This is a genomic window from Allosalinactinospora lopnorensis, assembly GCF_000981225.1.
GTDB lineage: Bacteria > Actinomycetota > Actinomycetes > Streptosporangiales > Streptosporangiaceae > Allosalinactinospora > Allosalinactinospora lopnorensis.
Map to the genome: position 1 here is coordinate 1 of NZ_LAJC01000006.1, position 14,754 is coordinate 14,754.

At 66.3% G+C, this 14,754-nt stretch carries 9 protein-coding genes and 1 pseudogene; 7 read left to right on the top strand and 3 right to left on the bottom strand.

Annotated elements, in window-relative coordinates; genetic code table 11:
• Positions 1–402: 402 nt before the first annotated feature.
• Positions 403–1,566 carry an NAD-dependent formate dehydrogenase gene (locus VS93_RS03475; protein WP_046468568.1) on the top strand — a complete coding sequence of 388 codons (1,164 nt, stop codon included), beginning with the start codon at positions 403–405 and terminating at the stop codon, positions 1,564–1,566.
• A gap of 69 nt (positions 1,567–1,635) precedes the next feature.
• Here the strand turns inward: VS93_RS03475 and VS93_RS03480 are convergent, their stop codons facing one another.
• The 3 genes from VS93_RS03480 to VS93_RS03490 are packed head-to-tail and all read right to left on the bottom strand — an operon-like array spanning position 1,636 to position 5,195.
• Positions 1,636–2,577, bottom strand: a complete 942-nt coding sequence (locus tag VS93_RS03480) for a LysR family transcriptional regulator (RefSeq protein WP_046468646.1) — start codon at positions 2,575–2,577, stop codon at positions 1,636–1,638.
• 39 nt (positions 2,578–2,616) lie between these two features.
• The gene (locus VS93_RS03485; RefSeq protein ID WP_046468569.1) at positions 2,617–4,158 is read right to left on the bottom strand and encodes an aldehyde dehydrogenase family protein; all 1,542 of its coding nucleotides are present in this window, start codon (positions 4,156–4,158) and stop codon (positions 2,617–2,619) included.
• Between the two features lie 59 nt (positions 4,159–4,217).
• Positions 4,218–5,195, bottom strand: a complete 978-nt coding sequence (locus tag VS93_RS03490; protein WP_046468570.1) for a 2-dehydropantoate 2-reductase — start codon at positions 5,193–5,195, stop codon at positions 4,218–4,220.
• A gap of 263 nt (positions 5,196–5,458) precedes the next feature.
• On the opposite strand from VS93_RS03490, the gene VS93_RS03495 reads away from it, so the two are divergent.
• The 6 genes and pseudogenes from VS93_RS03495 (at position 5,459) to VS93_RS03520 (ending at position 14,143) form a co-directional block, all read left to right on the top strand.
• A complete protein-coding gene (locus VS93_RS03495; RefSeq protein WP_046468571.1) occupies positions 5,459–7,195 on the top strand; it encodes a thiamine pyrophosphate-binding protein in 1,737 nt (578 codons plus the stop codon).
• Positions 7,196–7,217: 22 nt separating this feature from the next.
• Complete coding sequence (frc, locus tag VS93_RS03500) at positions 7,218–8,447, top strand: formyl-CoA transferase (protein ID WP_046468572.1); 1,230 nt, start codon at positions 7,218–7,220, stop codon at positions 8,445–8,447.
• Between the two features lie 2 nt (positions 8,448–8,449).
• Positions 8,450–10,587: pseudogene (locus tag VS93_RS03505) on the top strand (acetate--CoA ligase family protein).
• Between the two features lie 248 nt (positions 10,588–10,835).
• A complete protein-coding gene (locus VS93_RS03510) occupies positions 10,836–12,437 on the top strand; it encodes an Nramp family divalent metal transporter (RefSeq protein WP_173434246.1) in 1,602 nt (533 codons plus the stop codon).
• Positions 12,437–13,006 carry a hypothetical protein gene (locus VS93_RS03515; RefSeq protein ID WP_046468573.1) on the top strand — a complete coding sequence of 190 codons (570 nt, stop codon included), beginning with the start codon at positions 12,437–12,439 and terminating at the stop codon, positions 13,004–13,006. Before VS93_RS03510 ends, VS93_RS03515 begins: the two co-directional genes overlap by 1 nt.
• Positions 13,007–13,087: 81 nt before the next feature.
• On the top strand, positions 13,088–14,143 hold the full coding sequence (locus tag VS93_RS03520; RefSeq protein WP_046468574.1) for a TerC family protein: 1,056 nt from the start codon (positions 13,088–13,090) through the stop codon (positions 14,141–14,143).
• Positions 14,144–14,754 lie beyond the last annotated feature (611 nt).

Sequence of the window (14,754 nt, forward strand, 5' to 3'; positions counted from 1 at the left end):
CCAGCGGTACCGCGGACGCCAAGCAGCGCGCCCTCGAAGCGGCCGGCGTCACCGTCGGCAAGACTCCCAGCGAAGCCGCGCAACTCGTCCGTACCGCACTCAGCGGGTGACCCGTGCCGCGTCCCTGAGTGGCCGCGGCCGGTCGTGCGCCGTTCATGCCGCCATCGCACGGCGATGGCGGCATGAACGCGTTCGGCGGTAATAGGACCGCGGGGGTGTGGTGCGCGCGGGAATCGGGTAGCGGGCGGACTACCGCGCGATGGCGCGGCAAGAGCGTGCGATAGGCGATGCTTATAGCGTTGTCAATAGAAGTGCTTTGACTTGCGCACAACGTGCCATAAGGATGGTTTCAGAGCCATTCGGCTTGAACAAAACCGCCTATCGCGGATTGTGGAGTCGGCCATGTCGAAAATCGTATGTGTCCTCTATGACGATCCCGTCGATGGTTACCCGCCGGCCTACGCCCGAGATGAAATCCCCACCGTGGAAAGGTATCCGGACGGGCAGACCACACCGAGCCCGAAGGCGATCGATTTCACACCGGGCGAGCTCCTCGGTTGTGTCTCCGGGGAACTGGGGCTGCGGAACTTCCTTGAGTCGCAGGGGAACACCCTGGTGGTGACCTCCGACAAGGAGGGCCCCGACTCGGTACTCGACCGCGAGCTCGAAGACGCCGAAGTGGTGATCTCACAGCCGTTCTGGCCGGCCTATATGACAAGGGAGCGTATTCAAAGGGCGAAGAACCTCAAACTGATCATTACCGCGGGAATCGGTTCGGACCATATTGATCTGGACGCGGCGATCGAGCGCGGAATCACCGTCGCCGAGATCACCTACTCCAACAGCATCAGTGTCGCCGAACACGTCGTGATGATGATCCTGTCCCTGGTCCGCAATTACCTCCCGTCCCACCAGTGGGTACTGGACGGGGGCTGGAACATCGCCGACTGCGTGAAGCGCTCCTACGACCTTGAGGCCATGCACGTCGGGACGGTCGCCGCCGGGCGCATCGGGAGTGCCGTGCTGCGCCGGCTCAAGCCGTTCGGCGTGCACCTGCACTACACCGACAAGCACCGGCTGCCCGCGGAGGTCGAGGAGGAGCTGGGGGTGACCTTCCACCCCACCACGCAGGACATGGTGCCGGTCTGCGACGTGGTGACCATCAACGCGCCGCTGCACCCGGAGACCGAGCACCTGTTCAACGACGAGCTCATCAACACCATGAAACGCGGCTCGTACATCGTGAACACCGCGCGAGGCAAGATCTGCGACCGGGACGCGATCGTGCGCGCCCTGGAGAGCGGCCAGCTGGCCGGCTATGCCGGCGACGTGTGGTACCCGCAGCCGGCCCCGCCCGACCACCCGTGGCGCACCATGCCGCACCACGGCATGACTCCGCATATCTCGGGTAGCTCGCTGTCCGCCCAGGCGCGCTACGCCGCCGGCACGCGGGAGATCCTGGAGTGCTGGTTCGAGGAGCGCCCGATCAGGGAGGAGTACCTCATCGTGCAGGGAGGTGCGCTCGCCGGCGCGGGCGCGCACTCCTACACCGCGGGTGCCAGATAGCACACGCCGCCGTACCGTGAAGGGCTTCTGCCCGGCAGTGGGCCGGGCAGAAGCCCTCTCTCACGGCGCTCAGCCGGTGCGGGGCAGCCCGCGCAGCCGCTCGCGGAGCAGACTGTCCAGCCGGCCGGCCATCGTGAGCTGATCCGCGACCTTCACCAGCGCCCTGCACAGGAGGGACTCCGGCTCGTGGTTCGGGACGAGCAGTCCGACACTTTGGGTGACGTGCGGTTCCACCAGCGGCATCACGCGCATGTCCTCCGACACCCGGAAGGTCCGCAGCCATGTGTGCGGCATGATCGTGGCGAACGAGCCGTCCAGCACGTGCGCGTACAGCGCCGAGATCGAGTTCGTCTCCAGCTCCACGCGCGGCCGCGTATTCACCGACTCGAACGTCCTGTCCAGGAACTGGCGGTTGAGCATGTCCCCGGTCAGCAGACACAACCGCATTGTCGCCGCCTCCGCCCAGGTCACCGCCTCCTGTGTCCGGGGGGTCGACTCCCATGGGGCGAGGAGGACGTACCGCTCCCGGTACAGGGGCAGTGCCCGGATCCCGCTGCCGCACGGCGCGTCCAGGTAGGACACCGCCGCATCGATGTCGAACTCGCCGAGGGAACGGCGGATGTCCGTTGACGACAGCGACAGCAGAGTGAGCCGCACCTGTGGGTGCTCCTGCTGGAACGGCTGGGTGAGCATGGACAGAGCGGGAAGCGCCGTCGGGATCGCGCCGATGCGCAGTGTCCCGCTCAGCTCACCGCGCATGGTCTGGAGCTCTTCGGTCAGCGCCTGCCGGTCGGCGAGGATCCGGCGGGCCCACGCCACGAGCTTCTCGCCCTCCGCGGTGAGTCCTTCGAAACGGTTGGCCCTGCGGACGATCTGGGTGTCGAACTCCGCCTCAAGCCTGCGGATCCCGGCCGACAGCGCGGGCTGGGAGACATGGCACGCCTCCGCAGCCCGGCTGAAGTGGCCTTCCTTCGCCAGTGCGACGAGATATTCGAGCTGGCTGAACAGCACGCCGACCAACCTCCCGTACCCGGTACCGCGGACCCGGACTCAGGCCTGCGGGTACAGGCTGTACGAGGGGAAGTTCCCGTAGAGCCGTTCTCCGGCCGGTCCCTGCGTGACAGCGTGCACGAGCAGTTCTCCGCCGACGAAGGCGCCGTGCCACGACGCCCCCTTGCCGCCGAAGAACTCATCGCGGTCCCCGCGGGAACGCGGCCTGTTGATGCCGACCTTGAACGCCTGGACCTCCGAGGCGAGCCGGGTGGCCATCGTCTGGTCGTCGCACGCCAGCGAGGCCACCAGTGCTCCGTTGCTGGCGTTCATCGCGGCGAGCAGTTCCGCCTCGGTGTCGACGAGCACGATGGAGTCCACCGGACCGAACGGTTCCGCGTGGTGCAGCGGAGAAGGCGCCGGCGGCTCGAGAATCGCCACGGGGGCGAAGTACGCCGAGGTCTGCTGTTCCGGGATGAACCGCCCCTCGGCCACATCGCCCTGGTAGAGCGGAACGCCTCCCCGGGCGATCGCGTCGTCCACAGCGTTCCGCAGTTCCTTGGCCTTCGCGTCGTTGATGAGCGGCCCGAAATCGAGCTTGGGCAGTGGGTCGTCCGCGGACTCCACGGCCAGCGGATGGCCGAAACTGATCTCGCGGACAACCGGAAGGTAGGTGGCGAGGAACTTGTCGAACAGCGACCGCTGCACGACGTAGCGCGGGTAGGCTGTGCAGCGCTGCTTCGCGTAGTCGAAGGACTTGCGGATATGTCCGGCCAAGGTGGGCCAGTCGCTGAACTCCCAGACACCCCAGCAGTTCAGCCCCTCCTGCTCCAGCATGTGCCGCTTGCCGGACTCCAGCACGCTCGCCGCGACCGTGCTTCCGGCACCCCGTCCGCCGACGAAGGACACACACCCGAGCTCCGGTGAGTTCACCAGGGCCGGCGAGAGCTCGGAGCCGCTTCCGCTGATCAGCGTCAACGGCAGCCCGTGCCGTGCGGCGATCGCGGTGGCCAGCGTCAGGCAGCTCACGCCCCCGTCGGTCGGCGCCTTCGCGATCACGGCATTGCCGGCCAGCGCCTGCACCAGCATTGCGTGCATCAGCACGCTCATCGGGTAGTTCCAGCTCGCGATGTTGCTCACCGGGCCCTCCAGAGGCACCCGGCCGTCCATCATCGACTCGATCTCGTCCGCGTACCACCGGACCCCGTCGATGCACCGGTCGACGTCCGAGGTCGCGCTGTGCCAGGGCTTGCCGATCTCCCAGACCAGCAGGAGCGAGAGCAGGTCCCGGTGTTCGGCCAGTTCGTCGAGGGTCTCGACCACGCGCGTCCTGCGTTCCGCGACCGGGACCATGGCCCAGTCGCGGTGCTGCTCAGCGCTGGCACGCACGGCGCGTTCCGCTGTGGCGCTGTTGAGGCGCGGCGGGCCGGCGATAGCGCTCCCGTCCACCGGCGAGATGGCGGGCTCCGGCGCACCGTCCCGAGTCCAGCCGGCGTTCCAGTAGTTCAGCAGCCTGTCATCGTGGAAGGCTTCGGGCGCGGCGCGCTGGCAGCGACCGTACACGGCTGCCCATTCGGTTCCCGGCTTGACGTCAAGGGGCATTGAACAAACCTCCTACTCGGCGAAGTCGCGCCGTACGTGTCCACAGCTCTGTGCGTTCCTCAGGCGGCGGGCTCGATCTGCGCGTTGAGCAGATCGGCGAGCGCGTGGACCACCCGGAGTGCCGGGATCTCGGTCCCCGTCAGATCGGCGAGTTCGACGACCGCGCCCAGGATCGCGTCCAGTTCGAGGGGTTTGCCCTTCTCCAGATCCTGCAGGGTCGACGTCTTGTGGTCGCCGGCCCGTTCGGCGCCGGCCAGCCGGCGCTCGATGGAGACCTCCGGGTGGACACCGAGACTCGCCGCCACCGCGAGGGTTTCGCGCATGCTCTCGATGACCAGTTCCCGGGTGTTCATGTTCTGGCAGATGCCGATCATCGACGCCCGGGTGAGCGCGCTGATCGGGTTGAAGGCGACATTGCCCATGAGCTTGACCCAGATGTCGTGGCGCAGGTCCGGTTCGACCGGGCACTTGAGGCCACCTGCGACCATCGCGTCGGCGAACTCGTGGCAGCGTGCGGACTGCGTTCCGTCCGGCTCACCGATGGAGAGCCGGGTGCCCTCCAGATGCCGGATCTGTCCCGGAGCCGCTATCTCGGTGGCCGCGTAGACGACGCAGCCGATGGCCCGTTCCACCGGCAGCGCGGCACTGACCGCGCCGCCCGGGTCGACGGTTTCGATCCGGCGGTCCTTGAACTTGCCGGGTACCCCGTGGAAGTACCACCACGGGATACCGTTCTGCGCGGCGATGATCGTTGTTTTCTCGTGCAGCATCGGCCGGACCATCGGCCCGGCGGCGGCGTACTGGTTCGCCTTGAAACCTAGGAATATGTGGTCCACCGGCCCCACCTCGTCGGGTCGGTCGGTGGCGTACGGGTGGGCGACGAAATCGCCGCGAGGGCTGCGAACCTGCACTCCCGATTCGCGAATTGCCTGTAGGTGTGGCCCGCGTGCGATGAGGTGCACCTCGACCCCTGCGCGCTGAAGGCAGGCACCCACGTATGCGCCGATCGCGCCGGCGCCAAGAACAGCAACTCTCACGATGTCTCCGTTCTTGCGCTGATGTTGTATGCAGTATACAGTATGAAGCGACTCGGTCAACGGGTCGAGGTCCACAGTCGGGAGGGAATACGCCGTGGACATGCCGGCGCGGAATCGATCGGCGTGCCTGCGGGCGGATTCGGCATCCAGGTCACCGCATAAGCGCTCTGGACAACCAACTCGATTGGAGTCCAGTATTAGCCCATATGGTATGCAGTATGCGGTAGCCGCTAGACGGTAGATGTGAGGAGTTGAGGGCACAAATGGCGCAGCTGGCCAATACCACGCCTGACAGCGCCACCCAGTCCAGTGCGGCGAAAGAGGTCGGTGACCCCGAGCTCATCTCCGGCGGGCATCTGGTGGCGAAAGCTTTGAAAGCGGAGGGCGTAGAAGTGATCTACACCCTCTGCGGTGGGCACATCATCGACATCTACGACGGGTGCGTCGATGAGGGCATCGACGTCGTCGATGTCCGGCACGAGCAGGTTGCCGCGCACGCCGCCGATGGTTATGCCAGGATCACCGGACGCCCCGGGTGTGCGGTCGTCACCGCGGGTCCCGGGACGACGGACGCCGTGACGGGTGTGGCCAACGCGTTCCGCGCGGAGAGCCCCATGCTGCTGATCGGCGGGCAGGGCTCGCTTAGCCAGCACAAGATGGGGTCGCTGCAGGACCTGCCGCACGTTGACATGATGACGCCGATCACCAAGTTCGCCGCGAGCGTCCCCGCGACCGAACGCGTGGCCGACATCGTGTCGATGGCGTTCCGCGAGGCCCACCATGGTGCACCGGGCCCGTCGTTCCTGGAGATCCCCCGGGACGTACTGGACGCGAAGGTCCCGGCGGCCAACGCCCGGATCCCCGAGGCGGGGCACTACCGCGCGTCCACGCGCAGCGCGGGCGACCCGGAGTCCGTCGAGAAACTGGCCGACCTCGTCGCCAAGGCGGAGAAGCCGTGCATCCTGCTCGGCAGCCAGACCTGGACCTGCCGGGCCACCGAGGACGCGATCGACTTCGTACGCACGCTCAACGTACCGGCCTACATGAACGGCTCCGGGCGTGGAACGCTTCCGCCCGGCGACCCCCACCACCTGCAGCTGTCCCGCAGGTACGCGTTCCAGAACGCCGACCTGATCATCGTGGTCGGCACCCCCTTCGACTTCCGGATGGGCTACGGCAAGCGCCTTTCGAAGTCGGCGACGGTGGTCCAGATCGACCTCGACTACCGGACCGTGGGCCGCAACCGGGACGTCGACCTCGGGATCGTCGGGGACGCGGGGCGGATCCTCTCCGCTGTCACCGAAGCGAACTCCGGCCGGTCGACCAACCACTCCGCGCAGCGCAAGGCCTGGCTCGAGGAGCTGCGCGCCGTGGAGGACGAGGCGTACCAGAAGCGGCTCCCCCGCCAGCTTTCCGACGCCTCGCCGATCGACCCCTACCGCCTGGTGCACGAGATCAACGAGTTCCTGACCGAGGACTCGATCTACATCGGCGACGGCGGTGACATCGTCACCTTCTCCGGCCAGGTCGTGCAGCCCAAGGCGCCGGGCCACTGGATGGACCCGGGGCCGCTCGGGACCCTCGGAGTGGGCGTCCCCTTCGTCATGGCGGCCAAGCAGGCCCTGCCGGAGAAGGAGGTCGTCTGCCTCTTCGGTGATGGCGCCTTCAGCCTCACCGGCTGGGACTTCGAGACGCTGGTCCGGTTCGACCTGCCGTTCGTCGGCATCGTCGGCAACAACTCGTCGATGAACCAGATCCGGTACGGCCAGATCGAGAAGTACGGCGCGGACCGCGGACGGGTCGGCAACACGCTCGGCAACGTCCGCTTCGGCGAGTTCGCCCGCCTGCTCGGCGGTTACGGCGAGGACGTCTCCGACCCGGCGGAGATCCGTCCCGCACTGGAGCGCGCCCGCGAGTCCGGCAAGCCGTCACTGATCAACGTCTGGGTGGATCCGGAGGTCTACGCGCCCGGGACCATGAACCAGACCATGTACAAGTGACCGCCCACGAGGGAGAAACAGGATGGGTAAGGCACTCGAAGGTGTCCGCGTCCTCGACATGACCCATGTCCAGTCCGGGCCGTCGTGTACGCAGATCCTGGCGTGGCTGGGCGCGGATGTGGTCAAGGTCGAGTCCGTGACCGGGGACATCACGCGCAGTCAGCTTCGTGATCTGCCCGATGTGGACAGCCTCTACTTCACGATGCTGAACTGCAACAAGCGCAGCATCACGCTGAACATGAAAAGTGAACAGGGGAAAGAGCTGTTCACGAAGATGCTCGGGAAGTCCGACATTCTGGTCGAGAACTTCGGGCCCGGGGCGGTCGACCGCATGGGCTTCACCTGGGAGCGGCTGCGGGAGATCAATCCCAGGCTGATCTATGCCTCTATCAAGGGGTTCGGTGACGGCCCGTACAAGCACTACAAAGCCTACGAGGTCGTCGCCCAGGCCATGGGCGGATCGATGAGCACCACCGGTTTCGAGGAGGGTCCGCCGCTCGCGACCGGTGCGCAGATCGGCGACTCGGGTACCGGGATCCACACCGTGGCGGGAATCCTCGCCGCGCTGTACCAGCGGGAGCACACGGGCGCCGGCCAGCGGGTCACCGTCGCCATGCAGCACTCGGTGCTCAACCTGTGCCGCGTCAAGTTGCGCGACCAGCAGCGCCTCACGCACGGGCCGCTTCGCGAGTACCCGAACGAGGAGTTCGGTGACGAGGTTCCCCGCTCGGGCAACGCATCCGGTGGCGGGCAGCCGGGCTGGGCGGTCAGGTGCAAGCCGGGCGGGCCCAACGATTACGTCTACGTCATCGTGCAGCCGGTCGGTTGGGGCCCGATCGCCAAACTGATCGGCCGCCCGGAGCTCGCGGACGACCCGGAGTGGAGTACGCCGGAGGCGCGGCTCCCGAAACTGGACAAGATGTTCCAGCTGATCGAGGAATGGTCGATCAACCACGGGAAGTGGGAGGTGCTCGAAAAACTGAACGAGCACAACATCCCGTGCGGCCCCATCCTCTCCACGAAGGAACTGATCGAGGACGACTCCCTCGTGGACAACGACATGATCGTGGACGTCGACCACCCGAATCGGGGAGCCTTCTCAACGGTGGGCAATCCGATCAAACTCTCCGACTCCACGGTGGATGTCCACCGTTCACCGCTGCTCGGCGAGCACAACGAGGACGTCTATGTCGGCGAGCTGGGTGTATCAGCCACCGAGCTCGCTGAGCTCAAAGCGAACGGGGTGATCTGAGTATGACCGGAGGCAACGCTGACAAGGCGGCCGTCCGTGAAGTGGTGGCCAAAGCGCGCGCCGAAGGCCGGCAGGCGCTGACCGGGCCCGAAGGCAAGCTGGTATGCGACGCTACGGCATCCCCACGCCGGCGGAGGGCCTGGCCACGAGCCAGGACGAAGTCGTATCACTGGTCAAGAAGATCGGCACGCCGGTGGCGATGAAGATCGTCTCGCCGGACATCCTGCACAAGACCGACGCCGGCGGTGTCGTCGTCGGTGTCGACAGCGAAGCCGACGCCAAGGACGCCTACGAGAAGATCATCGCCAACGCGAAGAAGTACGACGCGTCGGCCACGATCACCGGTGTCCAGGTGCAGCAGATGGTCGGCGGCGGGCAGGAGGTCATCATCGGGTCGGTCACCGATCCGACCTTCGGCAAGGTGGTCGCGTTCGGGCTCGGTGGGGTCCTCGTGGAGGTGCTCAAGGACATCACCTTCCGCCTCGCGCCGCTGGACCGGAACGAGGCCCGCTCCATGGTGGACGGCATCAAGGCCGCCGAGGTCCTCCAGGGGGCGCGCGGCGCCGAACCGGTGGACCGCGAGGCGCTCGCTGACGTGATCCAGCAGGTCGCCGCCCTGGTGACCGACTTCCCCGAGATCAGCGAGTTCGACCTCAACCCGGTGTTCGCCACCGCCGAGGGCGCGTGCGCGGCCGACATCCGGATCCTGCTCGACGACGGTGAGGTGACCGAACCGGACCGGTACTCCCAGCAGGACATCCTGCAGGTGATGAACCGGATGATGAACCCCCGGTCGGTTGCGGTGGTCGGCGCCTCCGCGGAGGACGGCAAGATCGGCAACTCGGTGATGAAGAACCTGCAGAATGGCGGGTTCGCCGGCGGGATCTACCCGATCAACCCGAAGGCCACCGAGATCCTCGGATACAAGGCCTACCCGTCGATCACCGACGTGCCCGGTGAGATCGACGTCGCGATCTTCACCGTGCCGGCCAAGTTCGTGCTCGCCGCCATCGCCGAGTGCGGGGCCAAGGGGGTGTCCACCGCGGTCCTGATCCCCTCGGGTTTCGCGGAGACCGGCAACGTGGAGCTCCAGGAGGAGGTCGTCGCCGCGGCCAAGCAGCACGGCGTCCGCCTGCTCGGCCCGAACATCTACGGCTACTACTACACCCCGCAGAACCTGTGCGCCACGTTCTGCACGCCCTACGACGTGCGCGGGGGTGTCGCGCTCACCTCGCAGAGCGGCGGGATCGGCATGGCCATCCTGGGCTACAGCCGTACGACGAAGATGGGCGTGTCCGCGATCGTGGGGCTCGGCAACAAGTCCGACATCGACGAGGACGACCTGCTGACTTACTTCGAGCAGGACGAGAACACCCAGTGCGTCGCGATGCACCTGGAGGACCTCAAGGACGGCAAGGCCTTCGTCGAGACCGCGAAGCGCATGACCAAGAAGAAGCCGGTCGTGGTCCTCAAGGCCGGCCGCACCGCACTGGGTGCGCGTGCCGCCAGCTCGCACACGGGTGCCCTGGCCGGTGACGACAAGGTCTACGACGACGTGCTGCGCCAGGCCGGCGTCATCCGGGCGCCCGGGCTGAACGACATGCTGGACTACGCTCGCGGGCTCCCCCTCATGCCGACCCCGAAGGGTGAGAACGTCGTGATCATCACCGGGGCGGGCGGTTCGGGTGTGCTGCTCTCCGACGCCTGCGTCGAGGCCGGGCTGTCCCTGATGGACATCCCGCCGGACCTGGACGAGGAGTTCCGGCGCTACATCCCGCCGTTCGGGGCCTCGGGCAACCCCATCGACATCACCGGCGGCGAACCGCCGTCGACCTACGAGGCGACCATCCGGCTCGGGCTCGAGGACCCGCGGATCCACGCGCTGATCCTCGGGTACTGGCACACGATCGTCACCCCGCCGATGGTGTTCGCGGAACTGACCGCACGCGTGGTCAACGAAGCGCGCGCCAAGGGGATCGACAAGCCGGTGGTCGCTTCGCTCGCCGGCGACACCGAGGTGGAGAAGGCGAGCGACTACCTCTTCGAGCACCGCATCATCGCGCATCCGTACACCACGGAGCGCCCGGTCGCGGTGCTCGGGGCGAAGTACCGTTGGGCGCGTGCCGCGGGTCTGCTCTGACCTGGGACCACCACCCTCCGGAAGCCATCCGTTGACACCAGCCACACCCGGTGGTCCCGCAGCCGCCACTAACGGACCACCGGGCACCGCGGTGGATGACCGCACCGCCAGCGGTCGCCACGGCGACGACCGCAGTTAGCCGCAGGCCGAACGGCCCGGGGAGAACAAGGAGGCGATAGGCAGAGAAATCAAGGGGGCGATGGGGGTCAGCAGCTCACATCCGCACACCCAGCCAGGGAGCTCCAGTCATGGACCCATCTGAAACCAACACCGGCGGCGTGCCGAGTAGGGACGCACGCTCCAAGAACGAGCCGCCGCCGGTCCCGGTACCCTCTCATTCTTCCGACTCCGCCTCGGCGGAGGGCGGTGGCAAGGGGACGCCTTCCACGCAGGATGCGGGCGCCACGGAAGAGCGCTACTGGCACGCCGGCGGGCTTGAGGCGATGCCCATACGCAAGCTGCCGAAAGCACCGCCGTCGATCCACATTCTCGGGCCGACGATGTTCCTCGTCGCGCTCGGCGTGGGGATGGGCGAGTCCTACATGTGGCCGCGTCTCGTCCTGGTCTTCGGACCGGAGATTCGCTGGCTCTTCCTGATCGGCGTGAGCCTTCAGGCCTTCGTGATGCTGGAGATGGCGCGCTACGCCATGGCGACCGGCGAGAGCATCTTCATGGGCGCGGCGCGCGTGTTCAAGCCGCTCATGTGGTTCTTCTTCGCCACAGCCATACTGGTCTATATCTGGCCGGGCCACCTCTCAGCGGGAGCCGCGGCGTTCGAGAATGTCACGGGCATCCCGTGGCAGATTACGGCGATCACGGGGATGATCCTGGTCGGTGTGGTCTTCACACTGGCCAAGGTGATCTACAACCTCCTGGAGAACGTGCTGTCGCTCCTGATCGGCACGCTCGTCGTGGGCACCTCGGTGGTCGCCGCGCTGGTCGGCAGCTTCGAGGACGTGCTCTCCACGATCACGGGCATGTTCGCCTTCGGCTACATGCCCGACGAAGCGGTAACAGCGGCGTGGTTCCCGGTCATCGTCGGCTCGATCGCGTTCGCCGGCCCCTCAGGCATGCAGCAGATGTGGTACACCCTCCACCTGCGGGACAAGCAGGCCGGCATGGGCGCGCACATCCCGCAGATCCGCGGCCTGGCCAACGCCAACGAGCAGGAGGCCATGCCGTCGCGGGGCTTCATGTTCGACACCGACGACCCCGAGGAGATGGAGAAGTGGAAGGGGTGGCGCAAGTGGGTCACCTTCGACGCCATCGTCCTCTTCTGGGGCATCACGATGCTGGTGACCATCGCGTTCACCGTCATCGCGCAGGCCTCCGCCCGGCTCGACCCCAACGTGGGGACGGTCATCCGCGACGGCGAGCAGGACGCCGCGCTCCAGGCCATGGCCGGCGCGTTCTCCTCGGCGGGAAGCCCGCTCCTCGGGACGATCTTCTTCTGCTTCATCGCGCTGATCGGGCTGAACGCCACCCTCGGCCTGTTCGACTCGTTCTCGCGCGGCCAGGCGGACATGACGTACTACTTCATCCCCGGCGCCCAGCGGTTCAGCCTGTCGAAGCTGTACGCCATGTTCCTGTGGGGCGTCATCGCCTTCGGCATCCTGATCCTGCTGTTCGGTCCGGCTGACGGCCCGGCGGGGATTCTGGACACCCTGGCGTTCCTGTCCACCTTCGCCATGGGGGCCTACTGCGTCGTGTTGCTGCTGGTCAACAACATGATGCTGCCGAAGAAGATCCGACCGGGGATCGTGTCGAACGCCATCATCGGTTTCGGCGCGTTGTTCTACCTCGGTGCGCTGTTCTACTCGCTGTTCGCCTTCGGGGTTGTGGTGAGCTAATGGGAACGACATCGAGATCCCGCGCTCCGTCACCGATCACTCCGTTAGGGCTCGTCGAGCTCGCCGTTCCGGGAATCGCGATCGGGTTGCTGTGCGGCCTGTTCGCGGCGCTGATATCCACCCTTGGCGGACTGTCGCTGGGGTTCATGGCGACCTCCGCGATGGCCATGGGCGTGCCTATGGCCATCGCAGGGGGCGGTTACTGCGTCCTCCTCGCTCTGGGGTGGTTCCAGATCGGAACCGTTGGTCCCATGGCGGCCTATTGGGCGGTCTGCTTCCCGCTCGCGCGGTTGGTCCACGAGTTCGCCATGGCCTACACGTTCGACTACGACACGGTCCTGCGGGAGCCCCTGTGGTCGTTCCTGCTGTTCCAGGCGATGTTGAGCGTCGGCTTCGCCATCGGTTTTCTCTGGTTGCACGAGCGAATCGCGCCGCGGTGGCTTCTGCGCATCCAGGTTCACAACCCGCTCGCGAATGCGCTGCTCGACCGCTATTCGGCGCACGCGAGCACCATGCTACGGCGTAGGGAGGAGAAGAGAGCGGACAAGAAACGCTCACCCTCGCGCTGATTAACCCGATGACGTTCGTGCCCGGGCAGAACCGGCCCGGGCACCTACCAACTTGCGCAAAAACCCTGAGGAGAACCGCGCATGGATGTCCAACCCTGGGTTTGGGGAGCGACGTTAACCGTCCTGATCGCTGTGATCGCGGTCGACTTCTTCGTCGTCGTTCGCAACCCTCGTGCACCGTCGATGCGTGAAGCGACGCTCTGGGTCTCCCTGTACGTGTCGCTCGCGATCGCGTTCGGCATCGGCCTGGGCTTCGCGGCCGGGGGCGATCAGAGTATCGATTTCTTCACCGGCTGGATCGTCGAGTACTCGTTGAGTGTCGACAACCTGTTCATCTTCATCCTGATCCTGGGCTCCGGGTTCGCGGTACCTCCACGGCACCGCCAGCGCGTACTGCTGGTCGGTATCGTGCTCGCGCTGCTCTTCCGCGGTATCTTCATCGCGCTCGGCGCGGCCGCGGTCGAGGCGTTCGCCGGTGTCTTCTACCTCTTCGGCGCGATCCTGCTGTACACGGCCTGGAAACTGGTCACGGCCGACGAGGAGGAGGACGAGGAGTACAAGGAGAACGCCGCGGTGCGCCTGGTGCGCCGGGTGCTGCCGACCACCGACCGCTACCACGAAGCGAAGCTCACGGTGCGGATCGACGGCAAGCGATATTTCACTCCGATGATGCTCGTCATGATCGCGATCGGGTTGACCGACATCATCTTCGCCCTCGACTCGATCCCGGCGATCTTCGGTATCACCCAGGAGCCCTACATCGTGTTCACCGCCAACGCGTTCGCGCTTATGGGGCTACGCCAGTTGTACTTCCTCATCGGCGGTCTCCTGGACAAGCTCATCTACCTGAGTAAGGGACTCGCGGTCGTTCTCGGTTTCATCGGGGTCAAACTGGTCCTGCACGCCCTGCACGAGACCACCGACCTGCATGTACCGGAGATTCCGACCCTGGTTTCCCTCGTGGTGATCCTCGTGACGCTCACCATCACGGCGGTGGCCAGTCTGGCCAAGAGCGGCCTGGCCAAGAGCGAAGCGGACGAGAGCGCGGCACGGACTCGGGAGGAGACGACACCCTCGGACCCGTCGGACAGGGACGACGACCTGGACGCCGCTGGAACGAACGCCTCCCACGACTAGGTGGTGCCGCCTGGCCGGAACCCAGGAGCGATCACCTGGTCGTTCCCCCTTGTGAGGCAGGAAGATCAGCGCATACTGTAGGCAAAACCCGTGGAAGGGTGAGGACCGATGCGAACGACGACTCACGCCCTCTGCCAGCGGCCGCCCCCGGCGGGCACCGTCATCGGCGTGCCGTGCTGCATGCCGGCGGCGGGCGAGGCGGACACCGTCGCGCGAGGATGTCCGCGCACCGTCACCGGGGCTTGAAACGGCCTCGGCGACGGTGCGCGGGCACCTGGAGCGAACTCTTAGGCGCGTCGGGCCTCACCATTGGCGCCCCCTGCGTAGCCGCGCCGTGATCCGGCTACTTGGTCCTCCCTCCGGACATGTGCGTGCTACGCAGGGGCGCAAAGCAGATCCGCGTCGGGCCCCGGTCGCTTTCGGGCGGAAAGACCGAAGGCAATTCCAATGGGAAAGAGGAAAGTACGCACTGTTCTAGACCGGTGCGCGTCCGCTCCCGCTACAACCCCATATCGCTTGCGTGTCCAATGTCTACGCTCTGTCAACAAGAAAGTCCTGGCGCGTCTATTAGGTAAAGTCGGGAATGATTTCAGGTTACCTGTGTACGCGTA